The organism is Bariatricus sp. HCP28S3_D3 (genome assembly GCF_052065755.1).
In the GTDB taxonomy this organism is placed as follows: domain Bacteria; phylum Bacillota; class Clostridia; order Lachnospirales; family Lachnospiraceae; genus Allocoprococcus.
In genome coordinates, this window is record NZ_JBQHTK010000024.1 from 12,387 (window position 1) to 36,097 (window position 23,711).

Genomic DNA, 23,711 nt, shown 5'->3' on the forward strand with positions numbered 1-23,711 from the left:
AGTATGCAAACAGAAAATTAGAAAGAGGAATGCACATGAAGATACTAAAGCGAATTGCGACAATGTTATTAACAGTAAGTCTGCTGGTGCCATGTTTTGCAACAATATCGATGGCGGCAGACGGAATTGTATTTTTCACGGATCTGGAAACGAAGGTAGGGGATACGCTTACCATTACAGGTACCGTGGTAGCAAGGAATGATACGATCGGTGATGCAAGAGTGGAGATGACGTATGACACGACTTACCTTCGTTTTATAGAAGGAGATGGGGTCAGTGAGAGCGAAAGTGGAAAACTGGTTTTCAGCGGATCGGGAGACGGCAGCAGTGACCGTCTGGAATATAATATGCAGTTTCAGGCACTTCTGGAAGGAAATACGAGAGTGGAGCAGGGAAGTACTTCCGTAACGAACCAGAATGGTGAAACGGTGGATTGCGAGACCGGATTTGCAGACGTAGTAATCGGTGAAGGGGATCCAGGTAAGATCCTTCCGGTCGGAAACACGAAAAGCGTTACAGTCAATGGCGCAGAATATACGCTGTCAGAAGCGTTTAATGAAAGCGAGATTCCTACAGGATTTGCTGCAGGTGAATTCGATTACGAAGGTGAGACATTTAAAGGAGCTGTTCAGGCAAACAGTGGTCTGACGGCAGCTTACCTGATCGACAGTGATCAGTCCGGTAAATTCTGGCTGTATAATACAGAAGACAGTTCCTTCTATCCGTTCGAAGAAATCATGATTTCAGATACATATTCTATCGTGATCCTGGACGGAACGAATGAAGTGAAAATGCCTGAGAAATATGTGGAGGCTTCACTCGATATCAACGGTGTCAGCTTCCCTGCATGGGTGGAACCTGACAGAGATGGATTTCTGATTCTTTATGCAGTTAATAACGACGGGGATAAGTCACTTTATCTTTATGATACCTTAGAACACACCTATCAGAGAATGGAAACCCCGAAGACCGGTACAACGGTTGCGCCGAAGGAAGAAAGCAAACTGGATAAGGTACTTGGTGTGATATCGGATTATTTGATCTGGGTGCTGGTTGGTGTCGGATGCCTGATCTTTATTATGTTCATCCTTTTGATTGTAACGGCTGTAAAGCTTCGCAACAGAAATGTGGAACTTGATGAACTGTACGATGAGTATGGTATCGATGTGGAAGAGGATAATCCGAAAGTTCAGCCAAAGAAGAATCAGTTCAAAAAGCCGGCAGAAGAAGACGAAGATGATTTCGATGACTTTTACGATGAAGACGATGATGCCTATTATTACGATGATGAAGAGGCAGACGACGATCTTGCAGAGCTGAGAGAAGACTTCATGTCAGCGGCTCCGCAGCCAAACAGTAATCTGGACGAATATTATGATGATGATGATTACGCGGACGATGATTATGATTACGATGATTATGATGAAGATTCGTATGAGGCCACTTCCGCCAAGTCAACAAGAGATGACACATTTGAGATGGATTTTATTGATTTAGAATAACTTGGGAAAAGGGATATTGGAAACAATATCCCTTTTTCTATTTACAAAATGTTACAAGTTTGTTACAATACATGGAAAAGTGCAAAAAAAATACACTTTTGTGCAAATAAAAGGGAGGACTTAATTATGTGTGGAATAGTGGGATATATCGGAGAGAGCCAGGCGGCACCTATTTTGCTTGACGGATTGTCAAAACTGGAGTACAGAGGATATGACTCGGCCGGTATTGCTGTATATAATGGAACAGAAATTGAAGTGGTGAAGTCCAAGGGGCGACTTAAGGTTTTAAGTGAGATGACTCATGATGGAAGTATGATGCCGGGAACACTTGGAATCGGACATACTCGGTGGGCTACACACGGGGAACCGTCTGACATCAATGCACATCCGCATTTTAATAAAGATGAGAGTATTGTAGTGGTTCATAATGGCATCATTGAGAACTATCTGAAGCTGAAAAAGAAGCTGGAGGCAAAAGGATATCAGTTTATCTCGGATACAGATACGGAAGTGATCGCTCATCTGCTGGATTATTATTATACAGGTAATCCGCTTCAGGCCGTTACAAAGATCATGCATCGAATGGAAGGATCTTATGCACTGGGTATCATTTTCAGAGATCATCCGGATGAATTATACGCGGTAAGAAAAGACAGTCCGCTGATCGTTGGACACACGGAAGGTGGAAATATCATTGCTTCGGATGTACCGGCAGTATTGAAATACACCAGAGACGTATTCTTTATTGAAAATGAAGAAATCGTGCGGATGACGAAAGATTCTATGGAGTTTTTTACCGTGGATGAGGAACCTCTCGAGAAGGAATCCACACATATTGACTGGGATGTCAACGCCGCAGAAAAAGGCGGTTATGAGCATTTTATGCTGAAAGAAATGTATGAGCAGCCGAAAGCGATCACCGATACATTTTCACCGAGATTAAAAGACGGAAAGATTGTGATTGATGAGCTTGGAATGACGGACGAAGAGATTCGGGAAATCAAGAAGATCATGATTGTGGCATGCGGCTCTGCTTATCATACCGGTGTGACCAGTAAATACATTTATGAGGGGCTTGCAAGAATTCCGGTTGAAGTAGATCTGGCTTCGGAATTCCGGTACCGTGATCCGATTATTGAAGAAGGCACAATGGTCATCGTAATCAGCCAGTCCGGCGAAACGGCAGATTCACTTGCGGCACTTCGTGAGGCAAAGAAAAGAGGGGCGCGCGTACTTGGTATTGTAAATGTGGTGGGAAGTTCCATCGCCAGAGAAGCGGATAACGTCATGTACACATGGGCAGGTCCGGAAATTGCGGTTGCGACGACGAAAGCGTACTCAGCACAGTTGGTAGCACATTATCTGCTCGCTATGAAATTTGCCTATGTACGCGGGAAACTGAGCGATTCCGAGCTGGCTGAAATGTTGGAGGATCTGCGGCGTCTCCCGGAACAGGTCGAGATGCTTTTGAATAATAAGCAGAAGATTCAGAAATTTGCGAATCGATATCTCGCTGCAAGGGACATTTTCTTTATCGGCCGCGGTATCGATTATGCAATCTCATTGGAAGGTTCTTTGAAACTGAAAGAGATTTCGTACATTCATTCGGAAGCATATGCTGCCGGTGAACTGAAACACGGAACCATTTCACTGATCGAAGAGGGAACACTGGTATCTGCAGTCCTGACTCAGCCGGAACTGTATAAGAAAATGATCAGCAATATGGTTGAAGTAAAGACAAGGGGCGCATTTGTCATGGCAGTGACCAATACCGGTAATACGGAAGTGGAAAAAGCTGCTGATTATGTGATCTATATTCCGAAGACAAATAAGTATTTTACCAATTCGTTGGCGATCATCCCGCTCCAGTTATTTGGATATTATGTTTCAATCGGAAGAGGATGCGATGTGGATAAACCGAGAAATCTGGCAAAATCGGTTACGGTTGAATAAAACTGGATGAATAAAATATAGAATAATCCACTTGCTTTTTTCGACAATTCATGCTTAAATATTAAAGAAAAATTAAGAAATGAAGGAAAAGTATGAAAATGAGAAAAAAGATTGGCAATGCATTTTTTTCGTTATGCTGTTTGGCAATGATTGTGGTTTCTGCGGTATGTGTGGCAATATATAATCTTGCGGGATGGGTTCTGGATACCTGGGGGCTGTTAACGATCGACGAGATCATATTTCATCTGACGGTACCGATTGAAGGAACAAATACGGATATTGTCTGGGATGGAATCAATACCTGTCTTCCGCTTGTTATACTGGTCGTGCTCTTTATGATCGTATATGCGGCCGGTATGAAGCACAGTAAATGGAAACTGGGGCTCGGGTTTTTGTGTATTACCTGCCTCTCTGCCGGAAGCGGTGTTAAGGCTGCGTACAATCTGTATTCAGAGCTTGAGGTGGGAAATTATCTTCTCAGTCAGAAAGAAGATGACAAATTCATTGAGGAACATTATGTTGACCCCAGAAATGTGGAGATCACGTTCCCGGAAGAGAAAAGAAATCTGGTCTATATTTTCCTTGAATCGATGGAAGCTACTTATGCTTCCAAGGATGTCGGGGGAGGGCTTGATTTTAACTGTATCCCCGAATTGACAGAGATTGCAACGAATTATGTTTCATTTTCCAATACAGATAAACTGGGAGGACCAGTTGCAGTCCCGGGGACCGGATGGACAATGGGAGGAATCTTCGGACAGACATCCGGACTGCCGATCAAGAACAGTGTCGGAACGGATGACATGAACCAGACATTGGGAGAGCAGATGTTTTTCTCGTCAAGAGTGTGTAATCTGGAGGATATTCTTGCAGAACAAGGATACAGGCAGTGTTTTATGATCGGATCGGATGTGACATTCGGCGGACGAAAAGCTTATTTTAACAGCCATGGAAATTGTGAGATCTGGGACTATTATACCGCTGTCGAAGAAGGAAGAATTCCGGAAGATTATTACAGATGGTGGGGATATGAGGACGAGAAGCTCTTTACATATGCCAGGGAAAAACTGACAGAGCTGAGTTCAGGATCAGAACCATTCAATCTTACACTTCTTACAGTAGACACACATTTTGAAGACGGATATGTCTGTGATTTGTGTCAGGATGAATTCGGAGATGACCAGTATGCGAATGTTATGGCATGCTCAAGCAGACAGGGTGCATCATTTATTGAATGGATACAGCAGCAGGATTTCTATGAGAATACGACGATCATACTTTGTGGGGATCATCCAACGATGGATAAGAATTTCTGCGAAGGTCTGGATGAGGATTATCAAAGGACTGTTTATAATGCATTTATTAACCTTCCGGAAGGACTAAATACTTCTTATGAGCAGACGCATTTGAGAAAAAGCTGTACTTTGGACATGTTCCCGACTACGCTGGCAGCTCTGGGAGCGCAGATAGAAGGCGACAGACTGGCACTTGGTACGAATTTATTCTCTTCAGAGGAAACTTTGGAAGAAAAATACGGATACGATGAAGTGAGCGATCACCTTCGTCAAAAATCTAATTTTTATGATATGCTGATCAACGACATTGATTATGAACAACCGGCAGAATAGAACCTGCAGAATACAGGTTTGTGATGCTTCGGGAAAAGGGCGGGATTCTTCCCGCCTTTTCAACATTTTTTTATCGTTTTATCACACTTTTATCACAATTATCGATTAAACTCTAAGTCATAAAGATAAGGAAAGGGGATTTTGGTTATGGAAAACCAGTACAATTATTATAGACCAGATGACGATAATAATACAGACAGATCATTTCAGGAAAGCAGAAAGGCACCGAAGCCGAAGAAGAAATTTCCGAAAAAGGCAATAGCGGTTGCGGGATTTGCGGTTATGTTTGGCGTGATCGGGGGACTGACCTTCCAGGGAACGAACTATATAACGGGTAAACTTTTGGGAACGACGAGCACGAAAGAAGAGACAAAAAGTACGAAGACGGTTGCCAATACCCAGCTTACGACCTCAAAGACCGCGGTTTCTTCCGATGTATCCGATATTGTGGATGCAACGCTCCCATCGATCGTTTCGATTACCAATATGAGTGTTCAGCAGGTACAGGATTTCTTCGGAGGCATCCGGCAACAGGAAAGCAAGAGCGCGGGTTCCGGCATCATCATCAGTCAGAATGATACAGAGCTGCTGATCGTGACGAACAATCATGTAGTAGAGGGAAGCGAGACACTTACAGTTACATTTGTTGATGAGACGAGTGTGGAGGCGCTGATCAAAGGAACAGATTCTGCAAGAGATTTGGCAGTTGTTGCAGTTCCACTGGAGAAGATTCCGGATGAGACGATGGATGCGATCAAGCTTGCAACGCTTTGTGATTCGGATGGCATCAAGGTCGGAGAACCTGCCATTGCAATCGGAAATGCACTTGGCTATGGACAGTCTGTTACAATGGGAATTGTCAGTGCAACGGAACGTACGATTTCCGGTTATGACGGAACCTATATTCAGACAGATGCAGCAATCAACCCCGGAAACAGCGGCGGAGCACTGCTGAACATCAATGGAGAAGTGATTGGTATTAACTCTGCAAAGATCAATGCATCTGAAGTCGAAGGAATGGGATTTGCGATTCCGATTTCCGATACAACCGATATTATCGAGAATTTGATGAATAAAGAAACGAGAAGCAAAGTCAGCGAAGCAGAACGTGGATATCTGGGTATTAAGGGATATGATGTAACAGAAGAAGGCGCACAGATGTATAATATGCCGACCGGCGTTTTCATTGCGGAAGTCATTGATGGCGGCGGTGCAAAAGACGCAGGTCTGACAAAAGGCATGATCATCACAGAGTTTGACGGAAGTTCTGTTGACGATATGGAAACTCTGAAAGGCTTGCTGGAATATTATAAAGTAGGTGAGGAAGTTTCTGTGAAGGTTCAGGTTCCGGAAAAAAATGGTGAATACACGGAGCAGGAAGTTACTGTAAAACTGGGTAAAGCATCGTAAGACCTCTTATATTGATTTAGAGTTGTACATGAAAAAAGCGGATTATTGTAGTCCGCTTTTTTCATACTCATTCTTCTTCACTTTCCGCTTATAATCTGCCCACATGCGATTTTGCGTCCACTGTTCCCGGATGGCTGTGCCCTGTAATCATCCGGCATTTCATGAATGATCACCGTTTTCCCAATGACTTCTTCCGGATAGAAGCGATCGGTATAGAAGGCTTCCATTGCATAACCGTCATTCCCCATCAGCACAGGAAAATCACCCGAATGCCCCGGATGATCACAATGCGTTGTGTTCCAGTGTATGCCTGTATCAGCAAAAGGATCTTCCTGATTTCCTGTACAGCGGTTTCCGGAATGAATGTGGAATCCATAAAAGCCGCCCCTGCAATGCTCAGCACTTTGGGGAAGACCGGAGATACTTGCAACGACAAGGGTTCCGCGCCAGAGAGGATAAAACATCACTTCGCCCATAATATCGGAGAATTCTTTGCTGCCGCGAACTTCTGCCTGTGCATCCGGTTTCTGGGACAGAAGGATCCGGATTGTATCATTCAGGACCTGGTTCATTTCTGCTTGCACCCGCACATTTCTTTCTTGTCGAATTCCGGGTTGATGGCATAGAAGTTTCGGCTATCCAGATTCTCCTGAACGATTCGCAGACTTTCGCCGAATCTTTGGTAATGAACAATTTCTCTTTTCCGGAGAAAACGGATCGGATCGCATACTTCCGGATCTTTCACAAGGCGGAGAATGTTGTCGTATGTTGTGCGGGCTTTTTGCTCTGCTGCCATATCTTCATGAAGATCTGTGATCGGATCCCCTTTCGATTGAAAATATGTTGCAGTCCATGGTGTACCTCCGGCTGACTGGGGCCAGAGAGCGAGGGTGTGGTCTACAAAATATTTGTCGAAGCCGGAGGCCTTTATTTCATCAAGGGAAAGGTCTCTGGTGAGCTGGTAGACGATTGCGCTGACGATCTCCATATGAGCCAGTTCCTCTGTACCGATATCTGTCAATATACCGGTCACTTCTTTGTAAGGCATGGTATATCGTTGGGAGAGATATCGCATTGAAGCAGCAAGCTCCCCGTCCGGGCCGCCAAATTGACTAATGATAACCTGAGCTATTTTCGGATTGGTCTGGCTGATTTTGACCGGATACTGTAAACGTTTTTCATAATTCCACATACTCTAACACCATCCTTCCTGCCATGGCCATGGCTCATGGATCCAGTTCCATCTGTCGGTGCACGAAGCAACCGTTGTATCGATGGTAAGCGGACCATAATATTTCGCGTATTCTTTCAATGCCTGATTCCGCATTTTACTGTATTCGTGAAATAACTGCAGTGCGGCGTTGTCACATGGGTGGGTGTCCAGATATAATTTGACATCATCCACCATAAAGCTCGCCTGGTTGATTGTGCAAAGCAGTTCCCGGCGGCAAGGTTTTCCCTGATTCATTTCATTCATGACTGGCATCCTCCTGTTCCATGAAATGGTTTATCCAGTTCTTCGAAAATCGTACCACGGCAGAATGCTTTCTCAGGTTCATAGATTTTTCTCCAGTTCTGCCACGGAACATAAGCCATCGCGAGTGGCATTCCTTCCAGTGCGTCATCCCGGTCGCAGCAGGAATTCATATTTCTGTTTCCGGAATACGGAGAAGGTGCAGATCCCGGAGCCATGCCATTGTTCATTCGATAGCCGTGACCGCAGTTCCCACGCCTCATATAATCGTTTGTATCATTCCGATAATTCTGCATGAGTAGTAAGCTCCTTCCATAGTATTTACAATATTATAGTATGGAAGCCGGGGGAAAAGGGTTCCCCATCAGGATTAATAAAAACAAACATGATTATAAACGATTGAAAGCCTTCCGAAGGTGTAGTATAATTTGGAAAGAGTCTGTGAAATGGGGGTTTTGAACTATGTGGGAAAAAATAAAAAAGTTATTAGCCTACTATGGACCGTACAAATTTTTGCTGTTCAGTGATTTGTTTTTTGCGGTAGTAGGGGCCATGGTAACGCTCGCAATTCCGCTCATCGTGCGATACATTACAAGTGAGGTTGTATATTTCAGCCCGAATGAAGCAAATAGTGCGATTCTGCGGCTGGGGATTTTCCTGGTGATTCTGGTGCTGATCGAGTATGGCTGCAATTATTATATAGCATTCCTGGGACATATGATGGGGGCCCGGATGGAAGCGGATATGAGAAGTGATATTTTTGGTCATTATCAGAAGCTGACATTTGCGTTTTATGATAATCAGAAGGTGGGACATCTGCTTTCGAGAATTACAAGTGACTTGTTCGATATCAGTGAGCTTTTGCATCATGGGCCTGAGGATGTGCTGATTTCGGTGATCAAGATCGTAGGTTCTTTTGTAATCCTGCTGCAAATCAATGCGAAGCTGACACTGGTTGCGTTTGCGTTTCTTCCGTTTATGGTGGTGTTTGCTGTACATTATAATAAGAAAATGAAGCGGGCATTTTCTCAGAACAGGGCGAGGATTGCGGATATCAACAGTCAGATCGAGGACAGTCTGTCGGGAATCCGTGTGGTAAAATCGTTCGCAAATGAAGGCGAAGAGTTGAAAAAATTCAATGTGGGAAATGACCGATTTGTGGAATCAAAGCGGACAAGCTACAAGTATATGGGGATTTACCATTCCGGTCTGAATGCGATGACGACACTGGTGACGGTCGGTGTTCTGGTGGCAGGAGGAAGCTTCCTGACGACCGGTACGGTAGAGGTGACGGATCTGATTACGTTTCTTCTCTATATCAGTAATTTTACGGAGCCGGTGAAGAAGCTGGTGAATTCAGCGGAACAGTTCCAGAATGGATATACCGGGTTTGAGCGTTTTCTGGAGATCCTTTCAATCGCGCCAGATATTACAGATAAGCCGGACGCAGTCGAGGTGGGGAATTTGCAGGGCGACATCGAATTCAAGAATGTTTCGTTCCATTATGAGGATAATAAGGAGAAGGTGCTGAACCATATTAATCTGAAGGTGCATGCCGGAGAGTATATGGCGCTTGTCGGCCCTTCCGGTGTGGGTAAGACAACACTTTGCAGTCTGATTCCACGATTCTATGAAGTGTCGGAGGGAGCTATTCAGATTGATGGTATGGACGTTCGAGATATGAAGCTTGCCAATCTGAGAAATAATATCGGTATTGTTCAGCAGGATGTCTACCTGTTTGCGGGTACGATCATGGACAATATCCGTTATGGAAAACCGGGGGCGACGGACGCAGAGGTCATACTTGCGGCGAAGCGTGCAAATGCGCATGAATTTATCATGGCATTCCCGGACGGATATGATACGGATATCGGACAGCGGGGAGTGAAGCTTTCCGGAGGGCAGAAGCAGAGATTATCCATCGCCAGAGTTTTCTTAAAGAACCCGCCGATTCTGATCTTCGATGAGGCGACATCGGCACTGGATAATGAGAGTGAGAAAGTGGTTCAGCAATCCCTCGAAGAGCTTGCGAAGAACCGGACCACGTTTGTGATCGCGCACAGACTTACGACGATCCGCAATGCCCAGAGGATTCTGGTGCTTACGGAGAACGGAATCGCAGAACAGGGAACGCATGAGGAACTTCTGGCAAAGAAGGGTGTATATGAATCCTTGTATCATATGCATTTTCAGAGTTAACATGGGAAAACTATGACAGAAAATATGTCAGAACAAGGCTGACAGGATAAGAGAAGGTGAAACGATGCCGGGCAGATTTCAGATTACAGAATATTGCCATCATTTTCTGGAAGAATATGTGAGGGAAAATGATTGTTGTATCGATGCGACAGCGGGAAATGGGAATGATACCGAGTTTTTATGCCGGATGGTCGGGGAAGGCGGAAAGGTCTATGCATTCGACGTGCAGGAAGAGGCTATCCGCCAGACCCGGCTGCGTCTTGAGAACGCCGGATTGACCGCGCGTGCGAGTCTGATACTGGATGGTCACGAGAACATGGCGAAGTATGTTCAGGAAGAGGCCTCTGCGGTGGTGTTTAATTTCGGGTATCTTCCAGGAGGAGATCACAAGGTGGCAACGAGACCGGAGACCAGTCTGATCGCAGTGGAGCAGGGACTTGGGCTTTTGAAAAAAGGCGGTGTGATGAGCCTCTGTATTTACAGCGGGGGAGACACCGGGTATGAGGAAAAGGAAGCGCTGCTTTCGTATTTGAAAGAACTGGATTCGAAAAAGTGGCTCGTACTTGTGAACAGTTATTATAACCGGAAAAATGATCCGCCTCTGCCGGTATTTGTGATCCGGTTAAAATAGATAAACGATACAGTAACGGTTTTATTTATTTTAAATTGCAATTTCATGTCAAAAAAAGACAGATTTTGTGTTATACTGGTACGGAGTTATTGAAAAAAAAGGAGTATTTGAAGTGATTTTATGATAGAAGCAGAATTCAGAAGACCGGAATTAAGGGATCAGGAGTTGATTTCCTGGTATTTTCGTCAGTATCCGAGCAGAAGTTGTGACCGGACGTTTGCAAATGTGTTTTTGTGGGCAAAACATTATAATGTGGAGTTTGCAGAGTATAAGCGCACCCTTTTGTTCAGGGACAACAGTGCGGGGTATGGATTCGCTTTTCCGGCAGGCGAGGATGAAGATGTGAGAAATGTGATACCGGAGCTGGTAAACCAGGCAAAAGAGGATGGAGAAAGATTCTGTCTTTACGGTATTACAAAAGAACATATGGAAAAGCTGGAAATGTGGTTCCCGAAAGAATTTGTATGTGAATACAACCGGGATGAAGCGGATTACGTCTATGAGACGGAAAAACTGGCGACTCTTTCCGGAAAGAAGCTTCACAGTAAGAGGAATCATATCAATAAATTCCGTCAAGTCCATGCGGGCAACTGGAGTTATGAGACACTGTCCGGAAAAAATCTGGAGGAGTGTTTCCAGATGGCTCTCAGATGGCGAAATGAGAATGGCTGTGAAGAAGATGAAGAGAAGAATGCAGAGATGTGCGTGACGCTCAACTCCCTCAGGTTGTTTGAAGAACTTGGCCTGACAGGCGGAGTATTAAGAGTGGACGGTGAGATCGTTGCTTTTACGATCGGAGAAGCAGTGAATGATGATACCTTTGTTGTTCACATCGAGAAGGCATATGCAGAAGTGGAAGGTTCGTACACGATGATCAATCAGCAGTTTGTGGAGCACGAGCTGTTGGGGAAATATCGATATGTCAACAGGGAAGATGATGTCGGTCTTGAGGGACTCAGAAAGGCAAAGCTTTCTTATAAGCCGGTCTTTCTGGTAGAAAAAGGATATGTGACACTTGCGAACGAACAAAATACAGAAAGGCATGAATGATGAAAGCATTTGAAAAAAATATCAGAAAAGTAGAACCTTATGTACCCGGTGAGCAGCCGCAGAGAAAGGTGATCAAATTAAATACCAATGAGAATCCGTATCCGCCGGCACCGGGAGTGCTTGCGGCGATGAAGGAACTGGAACAGAATATGGACACGCTTCGTCTTTACCCGGATCCGACAGCGGATCTGCTGGTGAGCGCGCTGGCTGATCATTATCATGTGGGAAAAGATCAGGTTTTTGTGGGAGTCGGATCGGATGATGTACTCGCCATGTGTTTTCTGACATTTTTTAATTCGGAGAAACCGATCTTTTTCCCGGATATTACATATTCTTTCTATAAAGTGTGGGCGGATCTGTACCGCATTCCATATGAATGCAAGCCGCTCGATGAAGAGTTCCGGATTGTGAAAGAAGATTATTACGAAGAGAACGGCGGTGTGATCTTCCCGAATCCGAATGCGCCGACCTCGCTCTACGAGAATCTGGATTTTGTGGAAGATATCCTCAAACACAATCAGGATGTCATTGTGATCGTGGATGAAGCATATATTGATTTTGCAGGAGAGTCCGCGCTGAAGCTGTTGGACAAATATGAGAATCTGCTCATTGTACAGACATTTTCCAAGGCGCGCTCCATGGCGGGCATGCGAATCGGATATGCCATCGGAAGTCCGCTTTTGATCAAATATCTGAACGATGCGAAGTACTCATTTAATTCCTATACGATGAACAAAACATCGCTTGTATATGGCGTGGAGGCTGTCAAAGACAAAGTGTATTTTGAAGAGACGATACAGAAAATCGTGGCGACAAGAACATGGGCGGCAGAGGAGTTTCGTAAATTGGGATTCGTGTTCCCGGAACCGGCTGCAAACTTTATTTTTGTTTCTCATCCGGATTATGATGCAAAGGAACTTTTTGAGGCGCTCAAGGCAAATGATATTTATGTGCGCCATTGGGGAAGTGAAAGGATTGAACAGTATCTGCGTGTAACGATAGGAACAAGGGAAGAGATGGAGGCATTATTCGCTTTCCTCAAAAATTATATGAAGAAGTGTTAGGAGAGAATATATGGTAGAATCTTTAGTACAGTGGTTTGTGACGAAGCTGGGGGGCAAGGCGGCAAAGGAACTGATTGTATTTATTATTTCCATGGTGCCGATTCTGGAACTCAGGGGTGGTCTTCTGGCAGCGGGACCGGCATTCCTGGATATCCCGACCTGGAGGGCGATTCCAATCTGTATTATCGGAAACCTGATTCCGATACCGTTCATTCTGCTGCTCATCAGGCCAATCTTTGCGTGGCTGCGCCGGACAAAACTGTTTCGGCCGTTGGTCGAGAAGCTGGAAGCAAAAGCGATGAGTAAAAGCAGTCAGATCGAAAAGTATGAATTCTGGGGGCTTGTGCTCTTTGTGGGAATTCCGCTTCCGGGAACCGGAGCGTGGACGGGATCTCTGATTGCTTCGCTTTTGGGAATCGACTGGAAGAAAGCATTTCTGGCTGTGGTGATCGGAGTGTGCATGGCGACTGTGATCATGTATTTTCTGTCCTATGTGGTGATTGGCGGAATATTTGGGTAAGGAAGAATAGAAGTTAGTGAAGGGAGACAATCCGTAAGGACTGTCTCCTTTTATGTAGCCATGCATATGAGAAACTGATCCAGTGGGCCAGATTCTCAGAAGAATATTGATAAGTGCCTGGTAAAATGGTAATCTGAACTTATAACAGTTAACAGGAGGAAAAGAAAAGTGTCAAGGAAAAAGAAACGTTGGGAGAATGAGGAACTTCTTCATATTGGAAGACGGGAGAGCCATTCGGATTTTCACAGGAGCGACCGGATTTCCCCCAGATTCTCTTTAGACGGTGAATGGAAATTTCTTTATCTGAAAGCGCCGGAGTATTCCCCGGAAGGGTTCTGCGATAAATACTTTGACGACGCGGCATGGGAGGACATACCAGTTCCTTCATGCTGGCAGATGCAAGGGTTCGGGCAGCCTCATTATACAGATGTATGGTATCTCTTTCCGATCAACCCTCCGTTTGTAGCGTCCGAAAATCCAACAGGTATTTATAGAAAGACGATTGAAATACCGGATGAATGGAAAAGTGGGAGAAAGATCCTTCGTTTTGAAGGAGTCGGAAGTGCGTTCGATGTATGGATAAACGGAACTCATGTTGGATACAGTAAAGTCAGTCATCTGGCGTCGGAATTTGATGTCACCGGATGTCTTCAGTTGGGAGAAAATCAGATTACGGTACGCGTATATCAGTGGTCGGACGGAACGTATCTGGAATGTCAGGATATGTGGTGGTTCAGTGGAATATTCCGCAGTGTCTCATTAAGGAATGAACCGGAGTGTTCCGTGCTGGATTATGTTGTGGAAGCAACGTTGGATGATTCGTACAGAAATGGGATTCTGATCCAGACGATCCAGGCATCTGCTGATGCGGATCAGGTGGAATGGGAACTTCGGGATTCGTGTGGAAATCAGGTTTCTTCCGGAAAAATCCGGTTAGAAAATGGCAGTGCTACGGCAAAAACGGAAATCGGAAAGGTGAATCCATGGAGTGCGGAATTGCCGGAGCTTTATACGGTCATTATGAAACTGTGGAAGCAGGGCGAAATGATGGATGAGATTACTGTGCAGACAGGGTTCAGAAGAATAGAAGTGAAGGGTGAGAATTTTACCGTAAATGGACAGCCGATTCTTCTAAACGGTGTCAACCTGCATGATTTCAGCCCTTCCGGCGGAGCAACCGTGGATCCGGATATCGTGGAACAGGATCTCAGAATGATGAAACAGCATAATATCAATGCGATCCGCTGCTCGCATTATCCTAAAATGCCGTATTTCTATGATTTGTGTGACCGGTACGGATTTTATGTGATTGATGAAGCAGATATGGAGACCCATGGATTTGAGTGGATTCAGAGATATGAATGGCTGAATAATCTGCCGAGCTGGAAAGATGCTTATTGTGACCGCAGTGTGAGGATGGTGAAAGAACACCGTAATCATACCTGCATTATCATGTGGTCTTTGGGAAATGAATCATCGACAGGAGATAATTTTACTGCTGTAGCAGAGGCGATCCGGGAATTGGACTGTTCGAGGCTGATTCATTATGAGGGGGATTACGAGGCGGACATTACAGATGTTTATTCGACCATGTATACCAGACTGGATGGAATGAAGCGGATCGGTGAGAACAATGACGGACATGGAAAACCGCATATTCTTTGCGAATATGGACACGCAATGGGAAATGGGCCGGGGAATCTGGAAGAATATCAGGAATTATTCCATACATACAAGCGGCTTCAGGGTGGATTTATCTGGGAGTGGTACGATCATGGAATCGAGCATAAAGACGATGAAGGAAATATGACGTATTACTATGGAGGCGATTTCGGCGATGAACCGAACAACTCGAATTTCTGTATGGACGGTCTGTTAAGACCGGACAGAGTACCTTCCACGGGACTGATTCATTATAAACAGGTGATTGCCCCGGTAAAAGCGGAGGAAGTGGATCTTGAAAAGGGAAGAATACGGATTTCCAATCTATATTATTTCCGCACGCTGGAGCATCTGTCCATGAAGTATGAACTTGCCTGTGATGATCAGGTGATTCAGACGGGGATCGTTCATAAGATTGAGGTAGAAGCGCAGAAATCTGAGATTTATGAAATTCCGGTTCATGTTGATAATATGATTCCGGAGACGGATTACTATCTGAATATCTCGTTTCTCTATAATCAGGATACGCTTTTTGGAAAAGAAGGGGACGAAGTGGCAAAGGCGCAGTTCCGGCTTCCGATTTACAAGACTTATGGAATGGTGGCTCAAATAGACGCGGAGACGAAAGAACTGCAGGTACTGGAAAATGATGTGAGGGCAGAGATTTCGGGAAGGCATGTCAGAGTTGTATTTGATAAGGTAAACGGCAGGCTTCTAACCTATGAAATGGACGGAAAATGCTGGATTACGGAAGGTCCGTCTCTGAATCTTAATCGTGCAACGATCGATAATGATATGTATAAAGTTGAAGACTGGCAAAATAAGTATTTTCTGCACAAACAGCAGGAACAGCTGGAAGAATTTGAAATCCATAAAAAGTCAGATTATGTGGAAGTGCGGGTACGTACGCATTTCTCACCGCTTAGTATGGCGTTTGGCTTTAAGGGACACTATATTTACCGGATCTATGCCGACGGAAAAATGGAACTGGAACTGGACATCAAAGGGTTCAAATACAGCAAATTTGTTCCGAATTTTATTCCGCGGATTGGAATTGAGATGAAGATGCCACAGGAAATGAAGAGAGTGGAATGGTATGGGCTGGGGCCGGATGAAAATTACAGTGACATGAAAGCTGCGTCTATAATGGGTGTATACAGAAGCACAGTGGATGAGATGCATGTCGAATATGCGATGCCCCAGGAGAACGGCCATCGGGAACGTGTGAGATGGCTTGCGGTCGGAAATGAGAGGAAAAGTCTTCTGATCAGTTCCCGAAATGAGGTGGGAATGGATGTCCACGATTATACCATTGAGGCGCTTGAAAAAGCAAGGCATGTCCGAGAAATCCGGCGCTGCGATGAGATCATTGTACATCTGGATGCGAAACACTCGGGCGTGGGCAGCAATTCCTGCGGAGAGGAACAGACTTATGCAAATAAAACCCGGCTGAATGATTATTCTATGAAACTGACGTTTCAGGCTGCAGAGAATGAGAGCCTGATTCAGAAAAGTAAGAACGTTCTGGCATGGAATCGGTTATATACACAAACTAGTTAGGAGCAAAGGAAAATGAATGAGCAATTTTTAAATGAGATACTGAACCAGGTTTCTGTATCCGGCTATGAGGAACCGGTGCAGAAGGTTGTGAAAACCTATATGGAACATACGGCAGACGAGATCCGTGAGGATGAAATGGGGAATCTGATCTGTATTCTGAATCCGGAAAGTGAGAGACGGATCATGCTTTCTGCCCATGCGGACGAAATCGGCGTGATGGTTTCCAATATCACAGAGAATGGACGGCTGCAGGTGGTTGACCGTGGGGGAATCATCGCCGGAACCTATCCGGGGCAGCAGATCAAGGTCCATATGCCGGACCAAGATGTATACGGAGTTGTGGAGGGACGAAGAGAGCTTTTCAGAAACAGTGATCTGAAAGCGACAGATTTTCTGATTGATATCGGGGCCGATTCAAAGGAGGAGGCGCTTAAGAAGGTTGCGCTCGGCGCACCGGTCGTGCCGGATACCCATATCCGTTCCATGATGAATGGAAGATTCACGGCGCGTGCGTTGGATGACCGTCTTGGTGTATTCATTATTATAGAAGCATTGAAACGGGCGAAAGAAAAAGGGTGCAAAGCAGGTGTCTATGCGGCATCGACGGTCGGGGAGGAGACGACGAAAAGCGGTGCATATTGGACCAGCGCACGTATCAAGCCGCATTTGGCCATTGTGGTGGATGTGACTTACTGCAGTGATTACAGTGGAATGAATCCGGCCGAAACGGGTACGGTGGAACTTGGAAAAGGACCGGTACTCTGCAACAGCCCGATTGTTGTGAAAAAACTGAATCAGAAAATGGAAGCGTGTGCCCAAAAGGCGGGGATTCCGGTTCAGAGAGAAGCAGCGAGCCGTCTTACCTGTACAGACGGGGACAAGATTCATTTCTCAAATGAGGGCGTGCCGATGGTCCTTGTATCGATCCCGCTGCGTTACATGCATACACCGGCGGAAGTAGCGGATGAAAAAGATGTAGAAGGATGCATCGAACTGATCGCGGAATTTCTGACAGAAATGGAATAGAATATAATATAATTAAATAAGATGGCAGAGCCTGAAGTTAATGGGACTCTGCCATCTTTTTAAGTTCTATTGATCCAGCAAAAGCGGAAGAAATGGTTCGAAATTGATTCCGTCATTTCGCGGAACGCCTTCCGCAGCCGTCTCGGTCAGTGCTTCCTCCAGAAAACGAACGGCCCGTGATACCCCGCAGTATGCGCTGTTTCCGCGCACCATATCGGCGCAGACGACGGAGGCAAGGAGATCGCCGGTTCCAGAGTAGCTTCCGCCGTGAATCTCAGAGGAGACACTTTGGCAGCCGTCGGAGGAGACAATCAAGTTGTAGTATTTCGGAGCAGGATCTTCTGCTGCTTTGTGAATGATCCCAGTGATGATTACAGTGCTTATCCGGGATTTTAAAAGCGGTTTTGCCATCATTTCGATGCGTCTCAGGTAATCTGGTTCCCCTGTATGAGAGAAAATTGCATCATAATCGGCATCGGCAAGAAGACAGCATTCAGTCAGATTCGGAGTAATGACATCAGCATGGAGTGCCAGCGTGCGCATCTGTTCACGGAGTGCAGGTGTGTACATATCAAAAACCTTTCCCATATCTCCCATGACGGGATCCACAAAAAGCAAGGTATTCTCTTTGCGGAACACTTCGTTGAAATACAGAATCTTCTCAACCTGGGCTTCACTTCCGAGAAAACCGGTATAAATTCCGTCCAGTGCGAGACCTCGTTTCTGCCATTCTTCTGTAAAAAAATCAATTTTATCAGTATAGTCATCATAATAATAGCTTTCGTATCCGGTCTGATTCGTCAGAACAGCGGTGGGCACCGGGCATGCCTGTACGCCCATCACCGAGATGACCGGAATCGCTGCGGTCAGAGAACATTTACCAAGACCGGACAGATCCTGGATGACTGCCACTTTTTTAACCATATCTCAAACATTCCTTTCTGAAACTGCATCTCTAGAAAACAGTAAGAAAATTCAAAGAGCCGGGCGGCGTCTCCATCCCTTTTTCCAAAAGCGAGATGAGCCCGCGGATGGTATCTTCAATTTCCTCCTCACTGGACGGAACCAGGGTATTATCCAACTTGACGGTGAGGACAATGAGGGCGATATCTGCAAGAGCTGCCGGCTGGTCAAAGTGAATATCACCGTTTTCGATTCCCTGCCGGATGATCTCGGTCAGTTCCGGTTTGAGTTCGGAAATCAGGTGTTTCATATATTTATGATGGAGAAAGGATTCTCCCTTCGCATCCGTCTCCAATGTGCCGGACGGATGGTAGCGAAATGCTGAGGAAGAATTCCTGCATGCTTGGAAGATCATGGCCATACGCGTGAATGAAGAAATATCGGTCTGGCGCGAGAGTGTCTTTGCAGTCTGGATCGGTGATTCGTAATTGCGTTTTACGAGGGCGTCCAGTATGGCATCTTTGGATGGAAAATAATAGTAGATGCTTCCTTTTCCGATTCCGGCCGTCTGTGCAATTTCACTAACAGATATGTTCTGAAGTGTTTTGTGCTCTAGAAGGGACTGCAGAGCATCTAATATTTTGTCATATTTTGTGGAATTACGCATGTTTCCCTCCGAAAATTGTGATTTTTTGTCGATAGCGAACAGTAATTTTATTCAGTATAACATTATAAAGTCCCGGTTACAACCGAAAAAACACACAGAAATCGGGAAGAAGGACAGATTTTTTGTGACAATTCATGAATTGATCCGTGGTCGAAAAGCATAGTATGATGAATGAAAAATAAATCGACTCATGGTCGAAAATCAACCCAGAGGGAGAATATGGAAATGACTTATGCAGATATTTTTTCGGAATTAAAAAGAAGATTTATGGAAGCGGATGTGAGTGATATTCAGGAACATCTGGCTTATCAGTTTAATATCATTGGTGAAGGATCCGGTATATTTTATGTGGAAGTGAAAGAGGGGAAACTGTCTGTAGAACCATATGAATATTATGACAGAGATGCCATGTTTACCTGCAGCGGAGAGACTTTGATGAAGATTGCAGACGGAAAGATGGATCCGATCATGGCCGTGACGCTTCAGAAAATGAAGGTAGAAGGAAATATTGACAAGGCGCTTTGTTTCAAACAGCTGATTGACAGCAGAAAATAGAAGGAAGCTCTGGGATTTGAATAAGGAGAAGAACAGTATGAGATTTTGGAAAGCAGCTGCGCTTCTGACAGGAACACTTACTTTGGCAGAAGCAGGAGGAACGGCCTATTTCTACAGAAGAACAATGATAAGAAATAATGCAGACATGAAGAGAACCATGAAGATGGCAGGCACGGACTGGAATCAGTACATGGATATCATTCAGGACAGGAAAGAGAAACTTGTTGCGAATCCGCATCAGGATCTGTATCTGACATCTGACGACGGATTGAAACTTCATGGCACCTGGTTTCCCAATCAGGATGCGAAGAAAATTGTCATCTGTTTCCACGGATATGCCAGTCAGGGGATGAACGATTTCGTCGGGCTGTCGGATTATTATCTGAGAAATGGTTTCGCAATGCTTCTGGTTGATGAGAGAGCACATGGTATGAGTGAAGGGGAACAGATCGGATTTGGGTGTCTGGACCGGCACGATGCGATGGGCTGGATCAGAAAGGTGATCGAAATCTGCGGCGAAGATGTGGAAATTCTGCTCCACGGTATTTCCATGGGCGGAATGAGATCCGCGCAGATGTGGCGGCAATTGTAAAAGATAGATGTCCGAAGTTGAAAACCCTGATTTCCATGCAGAAAACGGAACAGGATGAACAGGCATATTCGTTCTGGCAGCTTCTTGAAAAGCAGGAGGCTGGATATTCGTATGAACCGGAACCGGATCAGCTTTGTACGATTATGTTTACCTCCGGTACGACCGGAAAAAGTAAAGGTGTCATGCTGACCCACCGGAATCTGGCGGAGAATGCGACTTGCCTGGATATGAAGATCCCGCCCCGTACAACGATCCTTTCTGTTCTGCCGATTCATCATGCGTATTGCCTCAGTATGGACATTCTCAAAGGTATTTCACTGGGCAGTATCATTTGTATCAATGACTCGCTGCTTCGTGTGGCAAAGAATATCCGTCTGTTCCAGCCGGATATGATCGATCTGTTTGAATCCTATGGGATCACGATCCTGCAGGGATATGGTATGACGGAGTGTGCACCGGTCATCAGCACGAATGTGAGCTGGGATATCCGGAAAAATTCGGTTGGAAAGCTTCTGCCGAACTGTGAGGCGAAGGTGGTAGACAAAGAACTCTGGGTCCGCGGCAGCAGTGTGATGCAGGGATACTATCATATGCCGGAAGAAACAAAGGAGACGCTGGTGGACGGCTGGCTCAGAACCGGAGATCTGGGATATGTAGATGAAGACGGCTTTGTCTATCTGACCGGTCGGAAGAAGAATCTGATCATTACGAAAAACGGAGAGAATGTGTCTCCGGAAGAACTGGAGAACAAGATTGGTGAGGCCCGCCTTGTACAGGAAATTCTGGTTCGTGAAAAAGAAGGCGTGATCGAGGCGGAGATATTCCCGGATCTGGATTATGTGAAAAAGAAACGGATCAAAAATGTGGAAGAAGAACTTCAGAAAGTGATCGATGCTTATAATCAGGAAGCACCGGCGTATAAAAGAGTGTACAAACTGAAGGTCAGAGAGCGGGAGTTTGAGAAAATGCCTTCTAAGAAAATTAAACGGTATTAAATCGGGCGTTGAGCGCCTGGTCAGGATATGGTATGATAAAAAAAGGATTGCAGGTGCAGTCCTCTTTGTTTCAGCTATATATATTTCTGATAAAAGCACGGGAGGTGGCAGAGATGTCTACAGCACTGGAAAACCAGGATATTCCGCGGTATCTGCGCGTGTATCATTATTATAAAGAACTGATCCTGAGCGGAAAGCTGGCACCGGATACGAAGCTTCCGTCGATCCGGAAGGGGGCGATCCAGCTTCAGATCAGCCGCACGACGCTGGAGAACGCTTATCTGCTCCTTGCCGCCGAGGGATACATTCTCTCCAAACCGCAGAGTGGGTATTATGTCACAGACATTGCGGTGCAGAAGAAAAAGCCGTCGGACATCGGAGAGGTGCGAAAAAGCAGGAAGAAACAGGAAATACAGTACGATTTCGTGACCTCGAACGTGGATCGGGAGAGTTTCCGGTTTGAACTCTGGAGACGTTATATGAAGAGCGCGCTGCGTCAGGATACAAAACTTCTGACTTATGGCGAACCGCAGGGAGAGCAGGAATTCCGGGAAGTGCTCAGTTCTTACCTTCACAAGGTGCGGGGAGTGATCTGTTCGCCGGAACAGATTGTGATCGGGGCAGGTGTGCAGAGCCTTTTGCATATTCTCTGTCCGATGATCTGGGAGCGGAAGACGGCTGCATTTTATAATCCGGAGTTTGTGCAGGGACGCGCGATTTTTGAAGATTACGGATTTACATTTGCAGAAAACTACAAGGAAGAGGGCTGCAAAGTATATTATCTTTCGCCGTCACAGATGACGAAGTGGGGAGGTGTGATGACGGTTTCCGAACGGCTTGCGCTGATCGGGGAAGCTGAGGAGAGGGATCTGCTGATCATAGAAGATGATTATAACAGTGAGTTCCGCTATTTCCAGAGGCCGACTCCGTCCCTTCAGGGACTGGCAGGCGGAAGAGGTGTGGTGTATCTGGGGACCTTTTCCAAAATGCTGCTTCCGTCCATTCGAATGAGTTTCATGGTGCTTCCGCCGGAACTTCTGGAAAGCTATGATGCACGAAAGGACCGTTATAACCAGACGGCATCCAAGGCAGAACAGATCGCACTGACACAGTTTATCCGCGACGGGCATCTTGCCGGGCAGATCCGGAAATCCCGGAAAATACATATGGCAAAGGCAGGACAACTGGCAGCTACGGTGGAACAGGTTCTCGGAAGGAAGGCAAAAGTCAGGACCGGCGACTCGGGTTTCCATGTCTATGTGGAGCTTGATACGAAATTACCCGCCGGGGAAATTGCGGAAAAGGCGAAGGAGAAAGGGCTGCTTCTTTCACCGGTGCCTGCTGATAACAGGGAGTCAAAATGTACGATCATGATGAATTGTGCAGGTGTGCCGGTGGATAAATACCATGCGGCGATGAAGCTGCTGGAAGAATGTGTGGGGTGAAGAAATGGAAGTGACACATGAACTGATCGTGCCGAATGAGGACCTGCCCTTTAAAATGTTTTTATTTGAGGGCAAAAACGGGAATTATTTCCGGGATAAACACTGGCACCGGTCGGTTGAGATCTTTGCGGTGTTTGACGGAAATCTGGAATTCTATATTGATGAAAAAAAGACGGTTCTTGCCGCCGGAGAATTTGTGATCGTGAATTCCAATGAGATTCATTCTATCGTGGCCAGAGAGCCGAATCAGACTGTGGTACTGCAGATGCCGCTTGGCACATTCGAAGCCTATTATACGGATGAGCAGTTTATCTGTTTTACACATAGTGACCGGGGCCAGGATGCATTTGTCATGCAGCTTGTCCGCGATATGTTCGTTACATATCAGGAAAAAAAGACGGGCTATGAACTGAAAGTGCAGAGCTTATATTATATGCTGATCTATCTTATGGTCACCCGTTACCGTAAACTTGAGGTGAGTGAGGAGATCGTCAGATCCCGCAGAAATCTGGGGCGTCTGTCAGAGATCATCAGTTATATTAAGGAGAATTATACCTCTGAGATTTCACTGGAAAAGCTTTCGGAGGTGTTTGGATATTCACCGACGTATCTGTCCCGGATGTTCCGGAAATATGCACATATGAATTATAAATCCTATCTGCAGAGCATCCGGCTGGAGTACGCATACAGAGAACTGGAAAATAGCGAAAACAGCATAGGAGAAATAGCAGAGCATCATGGATTTACGGACGCAAGGGCATTTACAAGAGCCTTTAAAACGAAATACGGAATGCTGCCAAGTGAATATAAAAAGACAAAAAATTGCAGTTAAATAGACAAGTTTTCGGTAGTTGAAAAATCACTGAAAATGCTAT

21 protein-coding genes and 1 pseudogene are annotated in these 23,711 nt (G+C 45.4%); 16 read left to right on the top strand and 6 right to left on the bottom strand.

The features are described 5' to 3' along the window. The first annotated feature begins 35 nt into the window (after positions 1–35). From ACTNB3_RS13130 to ACTNB3_RS13145, 4 genes are all read left to right on the top strand, one after another. Entirely contained in the window at positions 36–1,502 is a 1,467-nt protein-coding gene (locus tag ACTNB3_RS13130; RefSeq protein ID WP_441026232.1) for a hypothetical protein, read from the top strand. A 126-nt stretch (positions 1,503–1,628) separates the two neighbouring features. After that, a complete protein-coding gene (glmS, locus tag ACTNB3_RS13135) occupies positions 1,629–3,455 on the top strand; it encodes a glutamine--fructose-6-phosphate transaminase (isomerizing) (RefSeq protein ID WP_427819718.1) in 1,827 nt (608 codons plus the stop codon). A 98-nt stretch (positions 3,456–3,553) separates the two neighbouring features. After that, complete coding sequence (locus ACTNB3_RS13140; protein ID WP_441026234.1) at positions 3,554–5,083, top strand: LTA synthase family protein; 1,530 nt, start codon at positions 3,554–3,556, stop codon at positions 5,081–5,083. A gap of 147 nt (positions 5,084–5,230) precedes the next feature. Next, positions 5,231–6,493 carry a S1C family serine protease gene (locus ACTNB3_RS13145; RefSeq protein WP_427805629.1) on the top strand — a complete coding sequence of 421 codons (1,263 nt, stop codon included), beginning with the start codon at positions 5,231–5,233 and terminating at the stop codon, positions 6,491–6,493. 77 nt (positions 6,494–6,570) lie between these two features. Here the strand turns inward: ACTNB3_RS13145 and ACTNB3_RS13150 are convergent, their stop codons facing one another. From ACTNB3_RS13150 to ACTNB3_RS13165, 4 genes are read right to left on the bottom strand one after another with little or no spacing between them, the layout of a single operon-like run. Continuing rightward, positions 6,571–7,065 carry a superoxide dismutase family protein gene (locus ACTNB3_RS13150; protein ID WP_441026237.1) on the bottom strand — a complete coding sequence of 165 codons (495 nt, stop codon included), beginning with the start codon at positions 7,063–7,065 and terminating at the stop codon, positions 6,571–6,573. Beyond that, on the bottom strand, positions 7,062–7,685 hold the full coding sequence (locus tag ACTNB3_RS13155; protein WP_441016091.1) for a manganese catalase family protein: 624 nt from the start codon (positions 7,683–7,685) through the stop codon (positions 7,062–7,064). The genes ACTNB3_RS13150 and ACTNB3_RS13155 overlap by 4 nt, the downstream gene beginning before the upstream one ends. Before the next feature lie 3 nt (positions 7,686–7,688). Next, a complete protein-coding gene (locus ACTNB3_RS13160; RefSeq protein WP_427805680.1) occupies positions 7,689–7,961 on the bottom strand; it encodes a spore coat protein CotJB in 273 nt (90 codons plus the stop codon). Positions 7,962–7,966: 5 nt separating this feature from the next. After that, positions 7,967–8,185: a spore coat associated protein CotJA gene (locus ACTNB3_RS13165; RefSeq protein WP_427805681.1), complete on the bottom strand. Its 219-nt coding sequence runs from the start codon at positions 8,183–8,185 to the stop codon at positions 7,967–7,969. 244 nt (positions 8,186–8,429) lie between these two features. Between ACTNB3_RS13165 and ACTNB3_RS13170 the strand changes: the two genes are divergently transcribed. The 7 genes from ACTNB3_RS13170 to ACTNB3_RS13200 all read left to right on the top strand — a co-directional run bounded on the left by ACTNB3_RS13170 (position 8,430) and on the right by ACTNB3_RS13200 (position 17,679). After that, complete coding sequence (locus ACTNB3_RS13170) at positions 8,430–10,166, top strand: ABC transporter ATP-binding protein (RefSeq protein ID WP_427805632.1); 1,737 nt, start codon at positions 8,430–8,432, stop codon at positions 10,164–10,166. Positions 10,167–10,230: 64 nt separating this feature from the next. Beyond that, positions 10,231–10,797, top strand: a complete 567-nt coding sequence (locus ACTNB3_RS13175) for a tRNA (mnm(5)s(2)U34)-methyltransferase (RefSeq protein WP_427805633.1) — start codon at positions 10,231–10,233, stop codon at positions 10,795–10,797. Between the two features lie 120 nt (positions 10,798–10,917). Further along, positions 10,918–11,847: a DUF2156 domain-containing protein gene (locus ACTNB3_RS13180; RefSeq protein WP_427819713.1), complete on the top strand. Its 930-nt coding sequence runs from the start codon at positions 10,918–10,920 to the stop codon at positions 11,845–11,847. Beyond that, positions 11,847–12,911: a histidinol-phosphate transaminase gene (gene hisC, locus ACTNB3_RS13185; RefSeq protein ID WP_441026267.1), complete on the top strand. Its 1,065-nt coding sequence runs from the start codon at positions 11,847–11,849 to the stop codon at positions 12,909–12,911. The genes ACTNB3_RS13180 and hisC overlap by 1 nt, the downstream gene beginning before the upstream one ends. Before the next feature lie 10 nt (positions 12,912–12,921). After that, positions 12,922–13,431, top strand: a complete 510-nt coding sequence (locus ACTNB3_RS13190) for a COG2426 family protein (protein ID WP_441016089.1) — start codon at positions 12,922–12,924, stop codon at positions 13,429–13,431. 168 nt (positions 13,432–13,599) lie between these two features. Then, complete coding sequence (locus tag ACTNB3_RS13195) at positions 13,600–16,653, top strand: glycoside hydrolase family 2 TIM barrel-domain containing protein (protein WP_441026239.1); 3,054 nt, start codon at positions 13,600–13,602, stop codon at positions 16,651–16,653. 12 nt (positions 16,654–16,665) lie between these two features. Then, a complete protein-coding gene (locus ACTNB3_RS13200) occupies positions 16,666–17,679 on the top strand; it encodes a M20/M25/M40 family metallo-hydrolase (protein ID WP_441026241.1) in 1,014 nt (337 codons plus the stop codon). A 66-nt stretch (positions 17,680–17,745) separates the two neighbouring features. Here the strand turns inward: ACTNB3_RS13200 and ACTNB3_RS13205 are convergent, their stop codons facing one another. Next, on the bottom strand, positions 17,746–18,603 hold the full coding sequence (locus ACTNB3_RS13205) for a pyridoxamine kinase (RefSeq protein ID WP_441026243.1): 858 nt from the start codon (positions 18,601–18,603) through the stop codon (positions 17,746–17,748). A 31-nt stretch (positions 18,604–18,634) separates the two neighbouring features. Next, positions 18,635–19,249, bottom strand: coding sequence for a TetR/AcrR family transcriptional regulator (locus tag ACTNB3_RS13210; RefSeq protein WP_441026245.1), 615 nt, complete (start codon positions 19,247–19,249; stop codon positions 18,635–18,637). Between the two features lie 225 nt (positions 19,250–19,474). On the opposite strand from ACTNB3_RS13210, the gene ACTNB3_RS13215 reads away from it, so the two are divergent. The 5 genes and pseudogenes from ACTNB3_RS13215 to ACTNB3_RS13235 all read left to right on the top strand — a co-directional run bounded on the left by ACTNB3_RS13215 (position 19,475) and on the right by ACTNB3_RS13235 (position 23,668). Further along, on the top strand, positions 19,475–19,804 hold the full coding sequence (locus ACTNB3_RS13215; RefSeq protein ID WP_441026247.1) for an SCP2 sterol-binding domain-containing protein: 330 nt from the start codon (positions 19,475–19,477) through the stop codon (positions 19,802–19,804). 349 nt (positions 19,805–20,153) lie between these two features. Further along, a complete protein-coding gene (locus ACTNB3_RS13220) occupies positions 20,154–20,396 on the top strand; it encodes a hypothetical protein (protein ID WP_441026269.1) in 243 nt (80 codons plus the stop codon). Then, a pseudogene (locus ACTNB3_RS13225) lies at positions 20,363–21,391 on the top strand (AMP-binding protein); the annotation flags it as partial. The gene ACTNB3_RS13220 and the pseudogene ACTNB3_RS13225, both read left to right, overlap by 34 nt. Before the next feature lie 113 nt (positions 21,392–21,504). Further along, on the top strand, positions 21,505–22,836 hold the full coding sequence (gene pdxR, locus ACTNB3_RS13230) for a MocR-like pyridoxine biosynthesis transcription factor PdxR (protein WP_441026249.1): 1,332 nt from the start codon (positions 21,505–21,507) through the stop codon (positions 22,834–22,836). Positions 22,837–22,840: 4 nt separating this feature from the next. Beyond that, positions 22,841–23,668, top strand: a complete 828-nt coding sequence (locus ACTNB3_RS13235; RefSeq protein WP_441026271.1) for an AraC family transcriptional regulator — start codon at positions 22,841–22,843, stop codon at positions 23,666–23,668. Positions 23,669–23,711: the final 43 nt, after the last annotated feature.